Raw genomic sequence first — 21,242 nt, 5'->3', positions numbered from 1 at the left:
TCCGTAATTCGTTTTGACACTACACGACGCGATGATTGCGCGCCAGCACGTAAACCTCGGGACTTCTGGCCCGCGATGCCTTGGGTTTTCGAATCTGCACCGTGCGAAATTTCGTTCGCACCAGCTTCAAATACGCTTCGGACCCCGGCCCCTGGAACAGCTTCACCAGAAACGCTCCACCCGGCTTCAAACGCTGGACCGCAAAATCCAGCGCCAGTTCGCACAGATAGATCGACGCAGCTTGATCTGCAACGTCGATGCCAGAGATGTTGGGGGCCATGTCGGACAACACAAGATCGGCCGAACCTGCTGGTACCGCCGCCTCGATCGCCTGCAATACCGAGTCCTCCCGGAAATCGCCAAGGATGAACTCGACATCCTTGAGCTGATTCATCGGCAGGATATCGAGCGCCACCACCCGTCCGTTTTTACCAATCTGCGGACGCGCGAACTGGCTCCAGCCGCCAGGCGCAGCACCCAGGTCGACGACCGTCATGCCGGTCTTCAGAATCTTGTCGCGTTCCTGGATTTCCTTGAGCTTGTACACCGCCCGCGAACGGTAGCCTTCCTTGCGCGCCAGCTGCACATAGGGGTCCGCCTCGTGCTCGGCGAGCCATTGGGTGCTGCTCTTGCTGCGCGGTTTGCTCAATACGGTCTCAGAGGTAACTGACTTTGACGACTTCCAGCTCGCGGATGCCGCGAGGCGTCTGAACCTGGGCGACATCGCCTTCGGTCTTGCCGATCAGGGCTCGGGCGATCGGCGAATTCACCGAGATCAGGCCTTTCTTGATGTCGGCCTCATCTTCGCCAACGATCTGATAGCGCAATTCCTCGCCGGAATCGGCATCGACCAGCTCGACGGTCGTGCTGAACATCACCTTGCCGGTCTTCGGCAGCCCGGCCGGGTCGATGATCTGGGCATTCGACAGCTTCGCTTCCATCTCGCCGATGCGACCCTCGTTGAAGCCATGCTGCTCGCGGGCGGCGTGATATTCGGCGTTTTCCTTCAAGTCGCCGTGGGCACGGGCTTCCTCGACCGACGCGATGATCTTCGGGCGCAATTCGCTCTTGCGGTAACGCAGTTCTTCGCGCAGCGCCTCGGCGCCGCGCAGAGTCATCGGGGTCTTGGTGCTCATGCAGTGATCTGCTTGTGGAGGTCCTGGAGACGATTGACGTCGACGTGATCGAGATGATCCATCGCGATCGCCGCCGCATGGGCGCCGGCGATGGTCGTGAAATAGCACAGCTTCTGGGCGATTGCCGCGGCGCGGATCGAATGCGATTCCTCGACCGACTTCTTGCCCTCGGTCGTGTTGGCGATGAACTGGATCTCGCCGTTCTTGATCATGTCCACGCAATGCGGACGGCCTTCCTTGACCTTGTTGACCCGCAGGCAGGCGATACCGGCTGCGCCTATCGCGTTCGCCGTGCCTTCGGTCGCCACCACCTTGAAGCCCTTGGCAACCAGCAGGCGGGCCAGATCGACAGCCTTCGCCTTGTCCGCCTCGCGTACCGACACGAACGCCGTGCCGCCGGAAGGAAGGGTCATGCCGGCAGCAAGCAAGGCCTTGTTGAAGGCTTCGCCGAAGTGCTTGCCGGCACCCATCACTTCGCCGGTCGAGCGCATTTCCGGGCCGAGCAGCGGATCGACACCCGGGAATTTGGCGAACGGGAACACCGATTCCTTGACCGAAAAATACGGCGGCACGATTTCCTTGAGGATGCCTTGGCTGGGCAGTGACTGCCCTGCCATGCAGCGCGCTGCGATCTTGGCCAGCGGCCGGCCGATCGCTTTCGACACGAAAGGGCTGGTGCGCGAAGCGCGCGGATTCACTTCGAGCAGGTAGACCGTATCGCCCTGCAGCGCGAACTGAGCATTCATCAGGCCGACCACCTTGAGCGCGCGCGCCAGCTTGAACATCTGATCGCGGATGTCGTCCTGCACCTTCTGGCTCAGCGTGTAGGCCGGCAGCGAGCAGGCCGAATCGCCCGAATGCACGCCCGCCTGTTCGATGTGCTCCATGATGCCGCCGATCACGACATTGCCTTCGCTGTCGGCCAGCGCATCGACATCGACCTCGATCGCGTTCTCGAGGAAACGATCGAGCAGCACCGGCGAATCGTTCGAGACCTTGACCGCTTCGGTCATGTAGCGCTGCAGATCGGCGTCGTCATGGACGATTTCCATCGCCCGGCCGCCGAGCACATAGCTCGGACGGACGACCAGCGGATAGCCGACCTTCTGGGCGACGGCCAGTGCCGCCTTCAGCGAAGTCGCAACGCCATTCGGCGGCTGCAGCAGCTTCAGCTCGTCGACCAGTTTCTGGAAACGCTCGCGGTCTTCGGCGAGGTCGATCGAATCCGGGCTGGTGCCGATGATCGGCGCGCCTGCCGCTTCCAGCGCTCGCGCCAGCTTCAGTGGCGTCTGGCCGCCGAACTGCACGATCACGCCGAGTGGCTTTTCGAGTTCGATGATCTCCATCACGTCTTCGAAGGTCAGCGGTTCGAAGTACAGACGATCCGAGGTGTCGTAGTCGGTCGACACGGTCTCCGGATTGCAATTGATCATGATCGTTTCGTAACCGTCTTCGCGCAGCGCCATCGCGGCATGCACGCAGCAGTAATCGAACTCGATGCCCTGACCGATACGGTTCGGGCCACCACCAAGGACGATGATCTTCTTGGCGTCCGTGACCGCAGCCTCGCACTCCTCGTCATAGCTCGAATACAGGTAGGCGGTCGACGACGGGAACTCGGCCGCACAGGTATCGACCCGCTTGTAGACCGGCCGAATGCCGAGCTTGTGGCGGCGCGCACGCACCGAGGCGGCCTTCACGCCGAGCAAGGTCGCGATGCGGCGATCGGCGAAACCGAGGCGCTTGTAGCGGCGCAGATTGTCCTTGCTGATCTTGCTGATCGATTCGGCGGCGATCTCGCTTTCGGTCTGGATCAGCTCTTCGATCTGCTCCAGGAACCAGGGATCGATCTTCGAATAGCGGAACACGTCGGCGATGCTCATGCCGGCGCGGAACGCATCGCCGACGTACCAGATGCGGCCGGCACGCGGCGTCGCCAGTTCTTCGCGGATCTTGGTCAGGTTCGCTTCGCTGAAATCAGCAACCACCGGATCGAAGCCGTCGGAACCGACTTCCAGGCCGCGCAATGCTTTCTGCAGCGATTCCTGGAAGTTGCGGCCGATCGCCATCACTTCGCCGACCGACTTCATCTGCGTGGTCAGGCGCGAGTCGGCAGTCGGGAATTTCTCGAAGGTGAAGCGCGGAATCTTGGTGACGACGTAGTCGATGCTCGGCTCGAACGAAGCCGGCGTGACGCCACCGGTGATCTCGTTGCGCAGTTCGTCCAGGGTGTAGCCAACGGCCAGCTTGGCGGCGATCTTGGCGATCGGGAAACCGGTCGCTTTCGAAGCCAGCGCGCTGGAACGCGACACGCGAGGATTCATCTCGATGACGATCATCCGGCCGTCTTCGGGATTGATCGCGAACTGCACGTTCGAGCCGCCGGTATCGACGCCGATCTTGCGCAGCACCGCGATGCTCGCGTTGCGCATGATCTGGTATTCCTTGTCGGTCAAGGTCTGGGCCGGTGCCACGGTGATCGAGTCACCGGTGTGCACGCCCATCGGATCGAGATTCTCGATCGAGCAGACGATGATGCAATTGTCCAGGCGATCCCGGACCACTTCCATCTCGTACTCCTTCCAACCGAGTAGCGATTCTTCGATCAGCACTTCCGTGGTCGGCGACAGGTCGAGACCGCGCAGCACGATCTCCTCGAACTCCTGCACGTTGTAGGCGATGCCGCCGCCAGAGCCGCCGAGCGTGAAGCTGGGGCGGATCACCACCGGATAGCCAACCTGCTCCTGGATGTACTTCGCTTCCTGCATCGAATGCGCAACACCCGAGCGCGCCGAACCGAGCCCGATCTCGGTCATAGCGTCACGGAATTTCTGGCGGTCTTCGGCGAGGTCGATCGCGTGCGCGTTGGCGCCGATCAGTTCGCAGTTGAATTTTTCCAGGATGCCTTCGCGGGCCAGATCCAGCGCGCAGTTCAGCGCGGTCTGGCCGCCCATCGTCGGCAGCACCGCATCCGGGCGCTCCTTCTCGATGATCGCGGCGACGGTCTGCCAGCGGATCGGCTCGATGTAGGTGGCATCGGCCATTTCCGGGTCGGTCATGATCGTCGCCGGGTTCGAATTGACCAGGACGACGCGATAGCCCTCAGCACGCAGTGCCTTGCAGGCTTGGGCGCCGGAGTAATCGAACTCGCAGGCCTGGCCGATGACGATCGGGCCGGCGCCAATGATCAGGATGGACTTCAGGTCGGTGCGCTTAGCCACGGGCACTCTCCTTCGAAGCATCGATCAGGGTGACGAAGCGATCGAACAGATAGCTGACGTCATGCGGCCCGGGGCTGGCCTCCGGATGTCCCTGGAAGCTGAACGCCGGGGCGTCGGTCAGGCGCAGGCCCTGGTTCGAGCCGTCGAACAGCGAGCGATGCGTGACCACCGCATTGGCAGGCAGCGTGGCTTCGTCGACCGCGAAGCCATGATTCTGGCTGGTGATCAGCACGCGGCTGGTTTCAAGATCCTGCACCGGGTGATTGGCGCCGTGATGGCCGAACTTCATCTTCAGGGTTTTCGCTCCGGCCGCGAGGCCGAGAATCTGGTGGCCGAGGCAGATGCCGAACGTCGGCAGCTTCATCGCAAGGAATTCGCGCGCCGCGGCAATCGCGTACTCACAGGGTTCCGGATCGCCCGGTCCGTTGGACAGCATCACGCCGTCCGGCTTCAGCTTCAGAACGTCGGCAGCCGTCGATTGGGCCGGCACCACGGTGACCTTGCAACCGCGGTCGACCAGCATGCGCAGGATGTTGCGCTTGATGCCGAAGTCGTAGACCACGACATGGCGTGAGCCGCCGCTGATCTCCGGTTCGGCATTGGTCTTCAGCTCCCAGGAGCCGCGTGTCCACGGATAAGAGGCAGCCGTGCTGACCACTTTCGCGAGATCCATGCCCTTCAGACCTGGCCAAGCCTGCGCCTGCTTGATCGCTGCCTTCTCATCGATGTGACCGGCGACGATGCAACCATTCTGCGCACCCTTGTCACGCAGGAGGCGGGTCAGGCGGCGGGTATCGATACCGGCGATCGCGACCACGTTCTGCTCGCGCAGGTAGTCGCTGAAGTTCTGTTTGGAGCGGAAGTTGCTGGCGGGGCGAGGCACTTCACGAATGATCAATCCGGCCAGCTGGGTCTTTTCGGATTCGTTGTCCTCGGGATTGACGCCGACGTTGCCGATGTGGGGATAGGTCAGCGTGACGATCTGTTCGCGGTACGAAGGATCGGTGAGGATTTCCTGGTAACCGGTCATGGCGGTGTTGAAAACCACTTCGCCGACCGTGGAACCCTCGATACCAATGGATACGCCGTGAAAGGTACTGCCGTCGGCGAGCGCGAGAAGGGCCGGAGTCGTTTGGAGCATGTTGGCGGCTGAGGTCCTTGTAATGGCTAAGGTTGTTCTCCTGTCGCGCACACGCGAAGGGGGGCCGGACTTTTGATGGTTGGCCCCCCTCGCAGGATTAAGACGCCATTTTACGGACTGCACCGTATGGCGTCCATCGAATCCGGACAGCATCGGCGTCCAACTTGCTTCGATCAGAACGCAAATGCGCCTTGTCCGCCCTCTTCCGGGACGCGGAAGTGGCTGCAATCGGGCTCGAAACGAGGCCGATCAAGACCGAGCTTGCGGGTCGCCAGCCGGTAGCGCTGGGCGATCAGGTCGGCGAAGGCACCCTCGCCTTTCATCCGCGTGCCGAAGCCGGCGTCGTAATCCTTGCCGCCGCGCATCTGCTGGACCAGGCTCATCACGTGTTCCGCTTTGAGCGGCACGTGGGTGTCGAGCCAATCCCGGAACAGCGCCTTGACCTCGAACGGCAGGCGCAGCAGCACATAACTGGCCGACGTCGCTCCGGCATCGCGGCCGGCTTCGAGTACCTGTTCCAGCTCGGCATCGTTCACGAACGGAATCACCGGCGAGAACATCACCCGCACCGGCACGTCGATGTCGGCCAGCTTGCGTATCACCCGCAACCTTGCGTCCGGCGAAGCAGCCCGCGGTTCTAGCGTTCGTTTCAGCGAAGGATCAAGCGTGGTCAGAGTGACGCCGACGGTCACCAGCCTGTCCTTGGCCAGATCGGCGAGCAGATCGAGATCACGCTCGATCAGGATGCCTTTGGTGATGATGCCGATCGGATGCCGGAAGCGCGCCAGCACTTCAAGGATGCTGCGGGTGATCCGGTGTTCGCGCTCGATCGGCTGGTAGCAGTCGGTATTGGCGCCGAGCATGGTCATGATCGGCTTGTAGGACTTGCGCCGCAGTTCGGCTTCCAGCACTTCCGCCGCATTGGCCTTGTAGAACAGCCGGGTCTCGAAATCGAGCCCGGCGGACAGATTCAGATAACCGTGGCTAGGCCTTGCGTAACAATAGATACAGCCGTGTTCGCAGCCGTGGTACGGGTTAATCGTCTGATCGAAGCCGATATCCGGCGAACTGTTGCGCGTCAGGATCGACTTCGCCTGTACCGGCCGGACGATGGTTTCGAACGCCGGCAGCGGCTCTTCATCAAGCTGCCAGCCGTCATCAACTTTCTCGACCGAGCGCGATTCGAAGCGTCCTTCCTCGTTCGAACCCGCGCCTCGCCCCTTGCGCAGCACGGCCACTGAACGACTCAGGCTTCGACCTTGACGCCCTTCCAGAAAGCAACTCTGCCCTTGATCTCCGCGGCCGCCTCTTTCGGCTCCGGGTAGTACCAGACTGCGTCCTTGTTCGCCGCGCCATCGACATTCAGCGAGTAGTAAGAGGCCGTGCCCTTCCAGCCGCAGACCGTGTGGGTGGCGCTGTCGGCGAGATACTCGCGCTTGATCGAGTCGGCCGGGAAGTAGTGGTTGCCTTCGACGACGACGGTGTCACTGCTTTCGGCGATGACCTGCCCGTTCCAGATGGCTTTCATGATTTGCTCCTAGGTTGGTTCGCAGATTGGGCCATGTAGTCGAGCGTCAGGCCGACCAGCGCGCGAACGCCCAGCGGCAGCCCTGCTTCATCGACCTTGAAGCGCGGCGAATGGTTCGGCGCATATTCGTCCGTCGTCGCGCCCGGCTTGCGGACGCCGACGAACACGAACAGGCCGGGAATCTTCTGCTGGTAGAAGGAAAAATCCTCGGCGACGGTCTGCGGGGTCGATTCGATAATGTTGGTCTTGCCGGCAATGCGCTCCAGCGTCGGCCGCATCTGCTCCGTCAGCGCCGGATCGTTGTAAGTGACCGGATACGAATACTCGTCGCCAATGCCGACGATCGCCGTGGCGCCGGAAGCTTCGGCGATCTTGGTCGCGGTGCGCCGGACGGCATCGTTCATGATTAGGCGCGATGCCGGATCGAGCGAGCGCAGGGTGCCTTTCATCCGCACTTCATCGGGAATGATGTTGTTGCGCACGCCGCCATCAATCTTGCCGATGGTGACGATCGCCGCCCCCTGGGTGATGTCGAGTTGACGGCTGACTACGGTCTGCAGGGCGCTGATGATCTGCGCGCTGACCACGATCGGATCGACGCCGTTCCAGGGCATCGCACCATGGGTCTGCTTGCCGCGCACGACGATGTTCAGGTTCTCGGTGCTGGCCATCAGGCTGCCCGCCCGGAACGCCAGCTGGCCGGTTTCGAACTGGGTCAGCACGTGCAGACCGAAGATCACGTCCGGTTGAGGCGCACTGCTCAACACGCCTTCCTTGACCATCAGTTCAGCACCGCCTTCCTCGCCTGCGGGACGGCCTTCCTCGGCCGGCTGGAAGATCAGCTTGACGGTGCCCGGCAGCCGCGCCTGCAGTTTGGCGAACACCGCCGCCGCGCTGAGCAGCATTGCCATGTGGGTGTCGTGACCACAGGCGTGCATGACGCCGACGTCCTTGCCGTCGTAGGTCGATTTCACTTTCGACGCGAACGGCAGCACCACCTCCTCGGTGACCGGCAAACCGTCCATGTCGGCGCGCAGCGCGACCACCGGGCCTGGTTTGCCGCCCTTGAGCACGGCAACCACGCCGTTCCTGGCGACGCCTGTCTGCACCTGATAGCCGAGCGCCTGCAGCTTCGCTGCCAGATACTGGCCGGTCTCGCTTTCGCGGTTCGACAGCTCCGGGCGCTCATGCAGATAGCGGCGAGTGGCGATCAGCTCGTCACCCGTCGCGGCAGCCAATGCTTCCGCATCCTTGCGCAACGCGGTATCGGCTGCGAACGCTGGGGCAGCACTCGACAAGGCGGCGACGAACATCGTCAAACGTAGCGTGCGAGTCATCGATGCATCCACCGAAAAGGAGGTTGCAGCGAGATTAGCGCTTGTCTGCCGCGAACGTCTGCAAGGCCTCGCCGGTCAGGCGGAAGATGCGCCATTCGCTCATCAACCTGGCGCCAAGGCTTTCGTAGAAGCCGATCGCTGGCGCATTCCAGTCCAGCACCGACCATTCCAGCCGCCCGCAACCGCGCTCGACGGCGAGCTGCGCAAGCCGTTGCAGCAGCGCTTTGCCATAGCCCTTGCCGCGATGCACGGGCTCGACGAACAGGTCTTCGAGATACAGGCCACGACGACCGAGGAAGGTCGAGAAATTGTGGAAGTACAGCGCGAAGCCGGCCGGCTCGCCGTGCTCGCGCGCGATCAGGCATTCAGCGCCAGGCTGCTCGCCGAACAATGCTGCGCGCAGCGAATCTTCGGTGGCGACGACTTCATGCGACAGCTTTTCGTACTCGGCCAGCGCACGGATCAGGTGCAGGATGGTCGGCACGTCATCGGCGGTGGCTGCAGTGATCGTCAGCACGCTCAGATCTCGACGTGGAAGCCAAGCTCGACCACATCCTCCGGCGGCAGGCCGTAGAAGTCGGTCGCGCGAATCGCGTTGTGCGCCATGAACGCGAACAGATGATCGCGCCACAGCGCCATGCCGGGCAGATCGTCGGACGGAATCAGGGTCGCGCGGCCCAGGAAATAGGTGAGGTTTTCAATGTCGATATCGAGCCCGAGCTGCTCGCTGAAGCGCAGCGCCACCGGCACATTCGGCGTCTGCATGAAGCCGTAGCGAATCACCAGGCGATAGATGCCGGGCGCGACGCCCCAGCCGCGCAGCCGTTCGACGGCCGGTACGCGCGGTTCATCGATGGTCTGCACGGTCAGCAGCACGATGCGTTCGTTGAGCACCCGGTTGCGTTCGAGATGGCGCAGCAGGTAAGCCGGCGCGTGGTCGCCGCCGGTGAGGTAGACGCCGGTACCGGGAATCTTGTGTGGCGGATCATCCCGGACTCGCCGCGCCAGTTCCTGGGTTGATTCCTCACTACCCGAAATGCGGCTCTGGAACAGCTTGCGGCCGCGGCTCCAGGTGGTCATCAAGGTGAAGATGCCGATCGCCATCAACACTGGCACCCAGCCGCCATCGCTGATCTTGAACAGATTGGCGCTGAAGAATCCGAGGTCGATGATCAGGAAGACCGCCGCCACCGGATAGGTGACGCTGGCACGCCAGTCGTAACGGCGAGCGACGAAGACGGTGAGGATCGTGGTCACCACCATCGTCGACGACACGGCGATGCCGTAAGCCGCAGCCAGTGCACTCGACGAACGGAAGGCCAGCACCAGGCTGATGCAGGCCAGCATCAGCAGCCAGTTCACGGCCGGAATGTAGATCTGGCCCTGCTCGTCGCTCGAGGTCTGGATGATCTCCATCCGCGGCAACTGGTTGAGCTGGACCAGCTGGCTGGTCAGCGAGAACGCGCCGGTGATCATCGCCTGCGAAGCGATGATGGTGGCGAAGGTGGTCAGGCCCACCAGCGGATAAGTCATCCAATCCGGCGCCAGCTGGTAAAACGGATTGTGGATGTCCGGGGCACCGGTCAGGATCAATGCACCCTGGCCGTAGTAGTTCAGCATCAGCGCCGGCAGCACCAGCACCAGCCAGGCACGACGGATCGGCGAAGGGCCGAAATGGCCCATGTCGGCATACAGAGCTTCGGCGCCGGTCACGCACAGGAACACCGAGCTGAGCACGATGAAGCCGGCAAAGCCGTTGCGCAGGAAGAAAGCGATGCCGTGCACGGGATTCATCGCCGCCAGCACCGTCGGATTGCTGAGCACACCGTGCAAGCCGAGCGCGCCGAGCACCAGGAACCACAAGGTCATGCCCGGCCCGAACAGGGCGCCGATGCCGGCCGTGCCACGGCTCTGCATCAGGAAGATGCCGATGATGATCACCAGGGTGATCGGCACCACGAATGGATGGAACGCCGGCGTGGCGACATTCAGACCCTCGACCGCCGACAGCACCGAGATCGCCGGCGTGATCGCGCCATCGCCATACATCAGCGAAGCGCCGAACAGGCCGAGCAGCATCAGCACGTAGCGCTGAGAACCGCGCCGTGCCCGCCAGGGATTGAGTAACGCCACCAGGGCGATGGTGCCGCCCTCGCCCTTGTTGTCGGCCCTGAGCACGATCGCCAGATACTTGATCGTCACCACCAGGATCAGTGCCCAGGTGATCAGGCTGAGCACACCGAGCACGTTGGCCGCCGTGCTGGCAATGCTGTGCTCGCCGTAGAAGCATTCGCGCAGCGCATAGATCGGGCTGGTGCCGATGTCGCCATAGACGACGCCGAGCGCGGCGATGCTCAGCGGCAGACTCTTGCGATCAGACATCCCGGCGATTCCGTTCGATGGCGTCGATGTCTTCAGTCGTTCAGGGACAGGACGTCGCGCATCGAATAAAGCCCGGCCGGCTTGCCGACCAGCCAGGCCGCCGCGCGCAGTGCGCCATTCGCGAAGTTCGCGCGGGTCGTCGCGCGGTGGGAAATCTCCACTCGTTCACCTTCCCCGAGAAACAACACCGTGTGATCGCCGACCACATCGCCGCCACGCACCGTCGCGAAGCCGATGGTTTCCCGCTTGCGGGCGCCGGTCTGGCCTTCTCGGCCGTAGACGGCATTGCTGAGCAGGTCGCGATCAAGCCCAGCGGCGGCGGCTTCGCCGAACGCCAGCGCGGTGCCGCTCGGCGCATCGACCTTGTGCCGGTGATGAGCTTCGACGATCTCGACGTCGTAATCCGCGCCCAGTGTGCGTGCCGCCAGTTCGACCAGCTTGAGCGCTACGTTGACGCCAATCGCGTAGTTGGCCGCGATGCACAGCGGGATGCGCTTCGCCGCCTCGGCGATCAGCAGCTTCTGGTCCGGCGTGAAGCCGGTGGTGCCGATGACGATCGGCGTGCCGCTCGAGATGCAGGCTTCGAGGGCGGCCAAGGTTGCGCCCGGCGCGGTGAAATCGACGACCACCGAGGATTGCCGAATCGCCGGGGCAAGCGGCTCGCTGACTACAACCCCGACAGCAGCCTGGCCAACCAATACACCGACATCGACACCGATCGACGCATTGCCGGCGCGTTCGACGGCAGCAGCCAGCCTGAGGCGATCGTTGCACAAGGTGGCATCGATCAGGGACCGCCCCATGCGCCCGGAGGCGCCAAGGATGGCCACGGAAAGCGGTTGAGTCATGTTAGGCAGCGGCAGCCGGAAAGGGCGCTAGATTACGCGCGTTCTTGCCGGCTGCGGGCGTTCAACTCGGCTTGATGTGGGTTTCGAAGAACTGCTTGGCCTTCGATAGCCAGCTACTCGCCGCCGGGCTGTGCTTTTCGCCGCCCTTGTCGACCGTATCCCCGAACTCCTTGAGCAGGTCTTTCTGCTTGCGAGTCAGGTGCACCGGCGTTTCGACGACGACGGCGCACAGCAGATCGCCCTGCGGTCCGCCGCGCACCGGCCTGACGCCGAGACCGCGCAGACGGAAGACCTTGCCGCTTTGCGTGCCTTCCGGAACCGTCAGCTTGGCTTTGCCGTTGAGCGTCGGCACATCCATGTCGCCACCGAGGGCAGCAACCACGAAGCCGACCGGCACCTGGCAGTGCAAGTCGTTGTTGTCGCGATCGAAGATCTCGTGCGGCTTGACCTCCACCTGCACGTACAGATCACCGGCCGGCGCATTGCGCTCGCCCGGCTCGCCTTCGCCGCTGAGGCGGATGCGGTCACCGGTATCGACACCGGCCGGCACCTTCACTTCCAGGGTCTTTTCGCTGCGAATCTTGCCGGCACCACGACAGCTCTTGCAGGAATCGGTGACCACCGTGCCACGGCCGCGGCAGGCCGGGCAGCTCTGCTGGAGCACGAAGAAACCCTGCTGCACACGAACCTGACCGGCGCCGCGGCAGGTGCTGCAGGTCGGTGCTGGCTTGCCGTCTGCGGTGCCGTTGCCCTTGCAGGGTTCGCAGTCGCGCACGGTCGGGATGCGGATGGTTTCGGTGGTGCCGAACACCGCCTGCTCCAGACTCAGCTCGATCCGGTAGCGCAGATCGGCACCGCGACGCGGACCTCCGCGCCCGCCACCACCGCCGCCACCGAAGATGTCCGAGAACACGTCGCCGAAGATATCGGCAAAGCCACCGCCGAAATCGCTGCCGCCACCGCGCTGCATGCCTTCATGGCCGTACTTGTCGTAGACCGCGCGCTTGTTGGCGTCGGTCAGCACTTCGTAAGCCTCGTTCGCTTCCTTGAAGGACTCCTCGGCTGCCTTGTCGCCCGGATTGCGGTCCGGGTGACACTTCATCGCAAGCTTGCGATAGGCCTTCTTCATCTCGTCGTCACCGGCGTTCTTGCTGACGCCAAGGACTTCGTAGTAGTCGCGCTTGCTCATGTTCGTCGTGAGGCTTCTGAAAAATGGGTGCCGGGGAAAACGCAAAAGGCGGAAGGCACGAGTCAGGCCGTTTTAAGGGCCACTCGCACCTTCCGCCTGTTGCCAGGACTTACTTCTTGTCCTTCACTTCGGTGAATTCGGCATCGACGACATCGCCGTCCTTGCCGCCAGCCTCAGGCTGCGCGCCGGCTTCGGCACCACCGGCGCCTGCCGCCGCGCCGGCCTTGGCGTAGGCGCGTTCGGCGAGCTTGCCCGAAGCCGCGGCCAGCGCTTCGGTCTTCGCGGTGATCGCGTCCTTGTCGCCGCCCTTCAAGGCTTCGCGCAGTTCGGCAATTGCCGATTCGATCGCCTTCTTCTCGTCTTCCTGCACTTCACTGGCGAGATCCTTCAACGACTTCTCGACGCCGTGGATCATCTGATCACCCTGGTTGCGGGCGGTGATCAGCTCGTTGAACTTGCGATCCTCGTCGGCATGGGCCTCGGCGTCCTTGATCATTTTCTTGATCTCGTCCTCGGACAGACCCGAGTTCGCCTTGACCACGATCGACTGCGACTTGCCGGTGGCCTTGTCCTTGGCCGAGACATTCAAGATGCCGTTGGCGTCGATGTCGAAGGTCACCTCGACCTGCGGCACGCCGCGCGGTGCCGGCGGGATATCGGTCAGATCGAACTTGCCGAGGCTCTTATTGGCCGCGGCGATCTCGCGCTCGCCCTGCAGCACGTGCACGGTCACAGCGCCCTGGTTGTCATCGGCAGTCGTGAAGGTTTCCGACTTGCGGGTCGGGATCGTGGTGTTCTTGTCGATCAGCTTGGTCATCTTGCCGCCCAGCGTCTCGATGCCGAGCGACAGCGGGGTGACGTCGAGCAGCAGCACGTCCTTGACTTCACCGGACAGCACCGCGCCCTGAATGGCGGCACCGACGGCAACCGCTTCATCCGGGTTGACGTCGCGGCGCGGCTCGCGGCCGAACAGCGCCTTGACCGCATCCTGCACCTTAGGCATGCGGGTCTGACCGCCGACCATGATCACTTCCTGAATCTCGGACGCCGACAGGCCGGCATCCTTCAGCGCGGTCTTGCAGGGTTCGAGCGTCTTGGTGATCAGATCATCGACCAGCGATTCCAGCTTGGCGCGGGTCATCTTGATGTTCAGATGCTTCGGACCAGTGGCATCGGCCGTGATGTACGGCAGGTTGATGTCGGTCTGGGTCGTCGACGACAGTTCGATCTTGGCCTTCTCGCCGGCTTCCTTGAGGCGCTGCAGCGCCAGCGGATCATTCTTCAGATTGATGCCGGATTCCTTCTTGAACTCCTCGACGATGTAGTCGATGACGCGCATGTCGAAATCTTCGCCACCGAGGAAGGTGTCGCCATTGGTCGACAGCACTTCGAACTGGTGCTCGCCATCGACTTCGGCGATCTCGATGATCGAGATATCGAAGGTGCCGCCACCGAGGTCATAGACGGCGATCTTGCGGTCGCCCTTGACCTTGTCCATGCCGAAGGCCAACGCAGCAGCAGTCGGCTCGTTGATGATGCGCTTGACGTCGAGACCGGCGATCTTGCCGGCATCCTTGGTCGCCTGGCGCTGGGCGTCGTTGAAGTAGGCCGGCACGGTGATGACCGCTTCGGTGACCTTCTCGCCGAGATAGTCTTCGGCAGTCTTCTTCATCTTGATCAGCACTTCGGCCGAGATCTGCTGGGCAGCCATCGGCTTGCCGCGCGCTTCCACCCAGGCATCGCCATTGGCGGCCTTGACGATCTTGTACGGCACCATCGCGATGTCCTTCTGCACCACGGCGTCGTCGAAACGGCGGCCGATCAGGCGCTTCACGGCATACAAGGTGTTGTGCGGATTGGTGACGGCCTGGCGCTTCGCCGGGCGGCCGACGGTGGTCTGACCGTCTTCCTGATAGGCAACGACCGACGGCGTGGTGCGCTCGCCTTCCGCGTTCTCGATGACCTTGGCGGTACCGCCTTCCATGATCGCGACGCAGGAATTGGTGGTGCCGAGGTCGATGCCGATGATCTTGGCCATGTGTCTGCTACTCCAGAGTTCGTGAGAGTTACGTGTATTGGGGATGAAAACTATTTGTTGCCGGAAGCCGCAGATTCAAGCGCTGGCGCCCGAATCCGGTCGGCAAACGCGTTACGAGGTCGGGGGTGCCTTGGCGACGATGACCATCGCTGGCCGCAGCAGACGCTCGTGCAGGCGGTAGCCCTTCTGCATCACGCTGAGGACGTGGTTTGGCGCGACATCGCTGCTCGGAATCGCCGATACCGCTTCGTGATAGGTCGGGTCGAAGACCTGACCGGCCGGGTCGACAGCGACGACGCCGAATTTCTCGAAGAACATCGCCAACTGTTTCTGGGTCAGCGCCATGCCTTCGCGAATCGACTGCACCGTGGCTTCCGGCGCGCCGGAAGCCTTCAGGCCCAGTTCCAGGCTGTCGCTGATCGCCAGCAGGTCGCCGAGCACCCGCTCGCTTCCGTACTTGCGAGCACTGTCGATCTCGCGCTCGGCGCGCTTGCGCACGTTGTCGAGTTCGGCAAGCGCGCGCAGATGACCATCGCGGGCCGTTGAAGCGGCGGTTTCGGCTTCGGTCAGCTTGGCGTTCAGGGCCTCGTACTCTTCGATCGACACGGGGCCATCGTTGCGGTCGTCGGGCGCGGCCGACGTCATATCGGGTTGATCCGTCATGCTTTTTCTACTCGGGTTCAGATACTGGGGAATGAAGCAGAGCGCCCCCGCGCCCCACCTGATCAGCCAGTTTGGGATGCTTCAGCGGCTTTCAAGCCCTGAGCCCAGCCCTGAACCAAGCCCGGTGCCGAGCAGACGCGCGGCTTCGCTGACCAGCGGAATGATCCGCTGGTAGGCCATCCGGGTCGGGCCGATGACGCCGAGCACGCCGGCCACCTGGCCATCGATGGTGTACGGCGCGGTGACCAGGCTGCAGCCGTCGAGCACTTGATAGCCGGATTCGTCGCCGATGAAGATCTGCACGCCTGAGGCACCCAGGCACTGATCGAACAGCTCCAGCAGCTCGCGCTTCTGGTCGAGCACGTCGAACAAACGGCGCAGGCGGCCGACATCGGCCAACTCCTGGAAGCCGAGCAGATTGGTACCGCCGGCGATCACGTAATCGTCGGCTTCCTGGTTGCGCAGCGCGGCATCGGCCAGCTTCGCCGCTTCGCCGAGCATCTGGTTGACCCGGGTCTGCGCCTCGCTCAATTCTTCGGCGAGGCTGCGGCGCAGGCTCAGCAGATCACGGCCGGCGAAGGTCTCGTTGATGATGTTGGCGTAGCGTTCCAGTTCCTGCGACGTGTAGTCGCGGCCCATGTCGAGCACGCGGTTCTGCACTTCGCGCTGATTGACGACCAGGATCGCCAGCACTCGGCCACCCGACAGGTTCAGGAATTCGATCCGCCGCAGCACGGTGACATTGCGGCGCGGCACGGTGACCACGCCGGCCATCGACGACAGCCGCGACAACAAGCCGGAAACCGTGTGCAGCATGTCGGCGGAGGACTTGTTGCCGGGCAGCAGTTCATTGGCGATGCGCGCCTGCTCGGCTGCCCCCAGCGGCTCTGGCGCCAGCAGCGAATCGACGAAATAGCGATAGCCGGCCTGGGTCGGCACGCGGCCGGCGGAGGTATGCGGCGAGGCGACGAAGCCGAGGTCTTCCAGATCGGCCATCACGTTGCGAATGGTCGCCGGACTGAGCTCCACCTGGAACGCGCGAGCCAGGGTCCGCGAGCCGACCGGCTGCCCGTCGTGCACATGGCGTTCGATCAGCAGCTTCAGCAGCGCGGCGGCGCGTGGGTCGAGTTTGTCGGACATGGCAGCTCAGGATTCGGAGAACGCTAGCAACGGAAAAAAAACCTTGTCAAGAATTGCACGCATTGCCCGCGGCAGGGGGTTATCCGCCTGAACTTCGCAGCGAAATTTGATGCAGCTGTTTCATGATAATTTGCGCCCACTTCGCCCTTTCAAGCGGCCTGCCCGTCCCTCACGCGCCCTTCGTGTCCCAGAGCCTTTTCCAGACTGTCGGCGTGATCGGCAAACGCAGGGACGAGCGCGTTACCGGCACTCTGCGCCAGCTTTGCACCCTGTTGCGCCAGCATGGGCGCGAAGTTCTGGTCGAAACCGAGACCGCGCGGCTGCTGCCGGCCAACAGCGGCATCGAAGCTGTCAGCCGCGAAGCACTCGCGAAGCGCTGCCAGCTGGTCGTCGTGATCGGCGGCGACGGCACCTTGCTCGACGCCGGCCGCAGCCTCGCCAGTTCCGGCGTGCCGATCCTCGGCGTCAACCAGGGCCGCCTCGGCTTTCTAGTCGACGTTCGGCCCGAAGACATGGCGACGACGCTGGAAGCGCTGTTTCGCGGCGAGTACATCCGCGCATCCCGGCTGATTCTCGAAGCCCGCGTGCGCCGCGCCGACGGCGGCCTGAGCCTGCCCTGGCTCGCCGTCAACGATGTCGTGGTGCGCAATCAGGCGGCGATCCGCATGGTCGAGTTCGCGACGTACCTGGCCAGCGATGTCGGCGACGGCAGCGGCTGGGAGTTCATCAGCCAGCACCGGGCCGATGGCTTCATCGTGTCGACCGCGACCGGCTCGACGGCCTATGCACTGTCCGGCGGCGGCCCGGTGGTCCACCCCGCGCTCGCCGCGCTGGCGCTGGTGCCGATCTGCCCGCATACGCTGACCGATCGCCCGATCGTCGTGCCCGCCTCGCGGACCGTGCGCATCGTGCTCGGTGCCAGCGAAACCGGCGCGACGATGACCTGCGATGGCCAGATCGGCACTTCGCTGAATCCCAGCGACGCTGTCGAGATTCGCCGCTCGCCGACCGATCTGTTGCTGATCCATCCGCCCAGCTACAGCTATTTCGCGCTGCTGCGCGACAAGCTCGACTGGGGCCGCACGCCGGTCGGCAACCCCTCAAAGAAGTAACCATAGAAGTAGCCATGCTGCGCAGCCTGCATATCCGCAATCTCGCGATCATCGACGAGCTGAGTCTCGACTGGTCGTCCGGCTTCACCGTGCTGACCGGCGAGACCGGCGCTGGCAAGTCGATCCTGATCGACGCGCTGGGGCTGGTTATCGGCCTGCGTGCCGATGCCACCCTGGTCCGCGCCGGTAGCGAGCGGGCCGAAGTGTCGGCCGAGTTCTCGGTCAACGACTGCGCCGATGCAGCCGCCTGGCTCGCCGAACGGGAACTGCTCGAAGCCGGTAGCGACGACTGCACGATCCGCCGCATCGTCCACGTCGAAGGCCGCACGCGGGCGTTCGTCAACGGCAGCCCGGTCAGCGCGACCGAGTTGCGCGAGCTTGGCGAACGCCTGGTCGAGATCTTCGGTCAGGGCGACAGCCGCAGCCTGCTGCACGGCGATGCGCAACGTCAGGCGCTCGACGACGCCGGCCGCCATGCCGAGCTGCTCGCCGCAGTCGCCGCAGCCGCACAAGCCCTGCAGCGCATCGAACGCGACATCGAACAACTGCGCAGCGCCCAGAGCCGAGACCCCGCACAAGTCGAGTACCTGCGCTTCCAGCTTCAGGAACTCGACGCACTGAGCTTGACTGCCGACGAGTTGCCGGAACTCGACGCCGAACATCGCCGCCTGGCAAACGCTGGACGGCTGCTCGACGAAGGCAATGGCGCGCAGCTACTGCTTTATGGCGACGAGGTCAGCGTCTATGACCAGCTGTCGCGCGCGCTGTCTTCGCTGCACAGCCTGGTGCCGCTGCACGAAGGCTTCGCCGAAGCGGAAACGCTGACCGCCGGCGCGCAGGCGCAAGTTCGCGAAGCAGCGGATTCCTTGCGTCGATTGATCGAACGCCTCGATCTCGATCCGGAACGTCTCGCCATCGTCGAAAGCCGCCTGACCGCGATCCACGATCTTGCCCGCAAGCATCGCGTGCGGGCGGATGAGCTGTTCGCCCGGCATGAGGAACTGCAGTCGGAACTGGCCGTGCTGGAAGATGCCGGCGCCGCGCTGGGTCGTCTGGAAGCACAGCGCAAGACGGCACTGGTGTCCTATATGACTGCGGCGGCAACTCTGACCGCGGCACGCCGGAAGGCCGCCATCATGCTTGCAAAAGCGGTGACCGCCAGAGTTCGCGAACTCGGCATGCCGAACGCCGAATTCGTGGTCGCCGTCGAACCGCTGAGCCGCGACAAGCCGACCTCGCACGGCGTCGATCTGGTGCGCTTCGATTTTTCGGCCAACCCGGGGCAGCCGCCGCGGCCCTTGTCCAAGGTGGCGTCCGGCGGCGAGTTGTCCAGAATCAGTCTGGCGCTGCAGGTCAGCCTGCTGTCCGAGGCCGGTGCGGCCACGCAGATCTTCGATGAAGTGGATGCCGGCATCGGTGGCGTCACGGCCGACGTCGTCGGCCGGCAGCTACGCGCGCTGGGTGCGCGACGCCAAGTGCTGTGCGTGACCCATCTGGCCCAGGTCGCTGCCCGCGGGCTCGATCATTTCGGGATTGCCAAGTCCGTGCGGGACGGCAATACCTACACCCGGGTGCAAAGGCTCGATGCACCGGCGCGGGTCAGCGAGTTGTCACGGATGCTCGGCGGCGATGGCAGCAGCGGCAGCACCGTGACCCTGGCGAAGGAACTGCTCGGCCAGGCGGCAACTGACGCCTGACCGAGTGGGCTCTGACCGATCAGAGCCGGCGGTTCGAGTTCTGCTTCAGATGGACGCAGTCCTTCTTCTGGCACTCGCCGTACATGATCAGGTTGTGCTCGACGAGCTTGAAGCCCAGCGATTCGGCTATTTCGCGCTGACGCCGCTCGATCATCTCGTCCTCGAACTCGTCGACCCGTCCGCAATGGATGCAGACGATGTGATCATGATGATGGCCGCGCTCCAGTTCGAACACGGCATGGCCGCCTTCGAAATGGTGGCGGGTAACCAGACCGGCTGCTTCGAACTGGGTCAGCACCCGGTAGACCGTGGCCAGACCGATGTCTTCACCGCCATCCATCAGGCGCCGATAGATTTCTTCAGCCGACAGATGACGCGTCGGGCTGTGCTCGAGCATCTCGATGATCTTCAGACGCGGTAGCGTCACCTTCAATCCCGCATTGCGGAGATCCTGCGATTCCATGAGTTTTCCTTCAGGCGGGAGTGACGAAACGGAGCTTGCGCTATTATCGCACCTCGTTTTCGAGTCACAACCTCAATACCCTGCCCATGCGTCTGATCCTGCTTTCCGTCCTGGCCTTCAGCCTCTCCGGCTGTGCGATCGTCTACAAGCTGCCGACACGTCAGGGCAACGTCATCGAGCAGAAGCAGTTCGATCTGCTCAAGGTCGGCCAGACCCGCGAACAGGTGAAGTTCCTGCTCGGCACGCCGATCGCTTCCTCGCCGTTCCGTTCGGACCGCTGGGATTACTTTGGCTACTACAAGGATCCGCGCGGCAAGGTCTCCAGCCGCACGATCAGCCTGTTCTTCGAGTCCGAGAAGCTGACGCGCATGGAAGGCGTGCAGATCGCCAACGCCGGCACGGCGGCTGGCAACGACGGCGTTTCCCGCGAGCAGAAGGAAGAAATCATCGACACGGCGCCGCTGGATCCGAAATCTGCGGACCCTTCCGACGAGGCGCAAAAGGATAAGGACAAGGACAAGTAAGCGTCCGTCTCAATCACGCTTGCGGACGTCGTATCCGGGCTCGCTGGCGCCGCACCTGTTTCGGATCAGCCAGCAAGACTCTGTAGACCTCGACTCTGGCACCTTCGCTGATCGCTTCTTCGGCGCTGCACAGCCGACCGAACATCCCCACTCTCGCCTCGCAGTCGCGGCCCAGGCCAGCGGCGGACAACGCGCTGCCGACGGTTGCCGGTTCGGGCAGTTCAAGCGTCAGTCGCCGGATTCCGCCGGCTTCGTGACTCAGCACTTCGATCTTCACCTGTCCTCCACCGATGGGCTGCTCCCGCAGGCTTCTATAATCCGACGATGAATCAGCCCAAGCGTAACGGCAAGCAGAAGGAAGCACCGGCGGACCGCGAGATCGCCGAGAATCGGCGTGCCCGCTTCGAGTATTTCATCGAGGATCGTTTCGAAGCCGGCATCGTGCTGCTGGGCTGGGAAGTCAAAAGCCTGAGAGTCGGCAAGGCCCAGATCACGGAAGCCTACGTGATCATGAAGAACGGTGAAGCCTGGCTGCTCGGCGCCCATTTCAATCCGCTGTTGTCGGCCTCCACGCATGTCGTGCCGGACGCCACGCGCACCCGAAAGCTGCTGCTGTCGCGGCGCCAGATCGATCTGCTGCGCGGCAAGGTCGAGCGCTCCGGCTACACCATCGTGCCGCTGGACCTGCACTGGACCCATGGCCGCGCGAAACTGAACATCGGCCTCGCCAAAGGCAAGAAACTGCACGACAAGCGCAACACCGAGAAGGATCGGGACTGGCAGCGCGAGAAAGGCCGCACCATGCGGCACGACAGCTGATCAG

20 protein-coding genes are annotated in these 21,242 nt (G+C 63.4%); 4 read left to right on the top strand and 16 right to left on the bottom strand.

The window, feature by feature from the left end:
* Positions 1–19: 19 nt before the first annotated feature.
* The 14 genes from rlmE to hrcA form a co-directional block, all read right to left on the bottom strand.
* On the bottom strand, positions 20–649 hold the full coding sequence (gene rlmE, locus G513_RS0104200; RefSeq protein WP_022975574.1) for a 23S rRNA (uridine(2552)-2'-O)-methyltransferase RlmE: 630 nt from the start codon (positions 647–649) through the stop codon (positions 20–22).
* Between the two features lie 7 nt (positions 650–656).
* Positions 657–1,136: a transcription elongation factor GreA gene (gene greA, locus G513_RS0104195; RefSeq protein WP_022975573.1), complete on the bottom strand. Its 480-nt coding sequence runs from the start codon at positions 1,134–1,136 to the stop codon at positions 657–659.
* Positions 1,133–4,357, bottom strand: a complete 3,225-nt coding sequence (carB, locus tag G513_RS0104190) for a carbamoyl-phosphate synthase large subunit (protein WP_022975572.1) — start codon at positions 4,355–4,357, stop codon at positions 1,133–1,135. Before carB ends, greA begins: the two co-directional genes overlap by 4 nt.
* Positions 4,350–5,498 (bottom strand): glutamine-hydrolyzing carbamoyl-phosphate synthase small subunit, encoded by a 1,149-nt coding sequence (gene carA / locus G513_RS0104185; RefSeq protein ID WP_022975571.1) that lies wholly within the window; start codon positions 5,496–5,498, stop codon positions 4,350–4,352. The genes carB and carA overlap by 8 nt, the downstream gene beginning before the upstream one ends.
* 173 nt (positions 5,499–5,671) lie before the next feature.
* Positions 5,672–6,736: a PA0069 family radical SAM protein gene (locus tag G513_RS0104180; RefSeq protein WP_022975570.1), complete on the bottom strand. Its 1,065-nt coding sequence runs from the start codon at positions 6,734–6,736 to the stop codon at positions 5,672–5,674.
* An 8-nt stretch (positions 6,737–6,744) separates the two neighbouring features.
* Positions 6,745–7,026, bottom strand: a complete 282-nt coding sequence (locus G513_RS0104175; protein WP_022975569.1) for a DUF427 domain-containing protein — start codon at positions 7,024–7,026, stop codon at positions 6,745–6,747.
* The gene (locus G513_RS21285) at positions 7,023–8,363 is read right to left on the bottom strand and encodes an amidohydrolase (RefSeq protein ID WP_033417126.1); all 1,341 of its coding nucleotides are present in this window, start codon (positions 8,361–8,363) and stop codon (positions 7,023–7,025) included. Before G513_RS21285 ends, G513_RS0104175 begins: the two co-directional genes overlap by 4 nt.
* A gap of 34 nt (positions 8,364–8,397) precedes the next feature.
* Positions 8,398–8,886, bottom strand: a complete 489-nt coding sequence (locus tag G513_RS0104165) for a GNAT family N-acetyltransferase (protein WP_028475119.1) — start codon at positions 8,884–8,886, stop codon at positions 8,398–8,400.
* Positions 8,883–10,745, bottom strand: a complete 1,863-nt coding sequence (locus G513_RS0104160) for a potassium transporter Kup (protein ID WP_022975566.1) — start codon at positions 10,743–10,745, stop codon at positions 8,883–8,885. Before G513_RS0104160 ends, G513_RS0104165 begins: the two co-directional genes overlap by 4 nt.
* A 32-nt stretch (positions 10,746–10,777) precedes the next feature.
* Complete coding sequence (dapB, locus tag G513_RS0104155; protein WP_028475117.1) at positions 10,778–11,593, bottom strand: 4-hydroxy-tetrahydrodipicolinate reductase; 816 nt, start codon at positions 11,591–11,593, stop codon at positions 10,778–10,780.
* 61 nt (positions 11,594–11,654) lie between these two features.
* Positions 11,655–12,782, bottom strand: a complete 1,128-nt coding sequence (dnaJ, locus tag G513_RS0104150) for a molecular chaperone DnaJ (protein WP_022975564.1) — start codon at positions 12,780–12,782, stop codon at positions 11,655–11,657.
* A 109-nt stretch (positions 12,783–12,891) separates the two neighbouring features.
* Entirely contained in the window at positions 12,892–14,820 is a 1,929-nt protein-coding gene (gene dnaK / locus G513_RS0104145; protein WP_022975563.1) for a molecular chaperone DnaK, read from the bottom strand.
* 111 nt (positions 14,821–14,931) lie between these two features.
* Positions 14,932–15,483: a nucleotide exchange factor GrpE gene (gene grpE / locus G513_RS0104140; RefSeq protein ID WP_022975562.1), complete on the bottom strand. Its 552-nt coding sequence runs from the start codon at positions 15,481–15,483 to the stop codon at positions 14,932–14,934.
* Positions 15,484–15,564: 81 nt separating this feature from the next.
* Positions 15,565–16,623 carry a heat-inducible transcriptional repressor HrcA gene (gene hrcA, locus G513_RS0104135; protein WP_022975561.1) on the bottom strand — a complete coding sequence of 353 codons (1,059 nt, stop codon included), beginning with the start codon at positions 16,621–16,623 and terminating at the stop codon, positions 15,565–15,567.
* A gap of 182 nt (positions 16,624–16,805) precedes the next feature.
* Here hrcA and G513_RS0104130 point away from each other — a divergent pair, with 182 nt between their 5' ends.
* Together G513_RS0104130 and recN are read left to right on the top strand one after the other, a co-directional pair.
* Positions 16,806–17,735 carry an NAD(+)/NADH kinase gene (locus G513_RS0104130; RefSeq protein ID WP_022975560.1) on the top strand — a complete coding sequence of 310 codons (930 nt, stop codon included), beginning with the start codon at positions 16,806–16,808 and terminating at the stop codon, positions 17,733–17,735.
* Positions 17,736–17,749: 14 nt separating this feature from the next.
* Entirely contained in the window at positions 17,750–19,432 is a 1,683-nt protein-coding gene (gene recN, locus G513_RS0104125; protein ID WP_022975559.1) for a DNA repair protein RecN, read from the top strand.
* A gap of 19 nt (positions 19,433–19,451) precedes the next feature.
* On the opposite strand, the gene fur is transcribed toward recN, so the two are convergent.
* Entirely contained in the window at positions 19,452–19,895 is a 444-nt protein-coding gene (fur, locus tag G513_RS0104120) for a ferric iron uptake transcriptional regulator (protein WP_022975558.1), read from the bottom strand.
* Positions 19,896–19,981: 86 nt separating this feature from the next.
* Here fur and G513_RS21280 point away from each other — a divergent pair, with 86 nt between their 5' ends.
* Positions 19,982–20,419: an outer membrane protein assembly factor BamE gene (locus tag G513_RS21280; protein ID WP_051144349.1), complete on the top strand. Its 438-nt coding sequence runs from the start codon at positions 19,982–19,984 to the stop codon at positions 20,417–20,419.
* A 13-nt stretch (positions 20,420–20,432) separates the two neighbouring features.
* On the opposite strand, the gene G513_RS0104110 is transcribed toward G513_RS21280, so the two are convergent.
* Positions 20,433–20,696, bottom strand: coding sequence for an RnfH family protein (locus G513_RS0104110; RefSeq protein WP_022975556.1), 264 nt, complete (start codon positions 20,694–20,696; stop codon positions 20,433–20,435).
* Positions 20,697–20,743: 47 nt separating this feature from the next.
* Here G513_RS0104110 and smpB point away from each other — a divergent pair, with 47 nt between their 5' ends.
* On the top strand, positions 20,744–21,238 hold the full coding sequence (gene smpB / locus G513_RS0104105; RefSeq protein ID WP_022975555.1) for an SsrA-binding protein SmpB: 495 nt from the start codon (positions 20,744–20,746) through the stop codon (positions 21,236–21,238).
* Positions 21,239–21,242: the final 4 nt, after the last annotated feature.

The organism is Nevskia ramosa DSM 11499 (assembly GCF_000420645.1).
Classification (GTDB): domain Bacteria; phylum Pseudomonadota; class Gammaproteobacteria; order Nevskiales; family Nevskiaceae; genus Nevskia; species Nevskia ramosa.
This window is presented reverse-complemented; position numbering and strand designations above follow the sequence as displayed.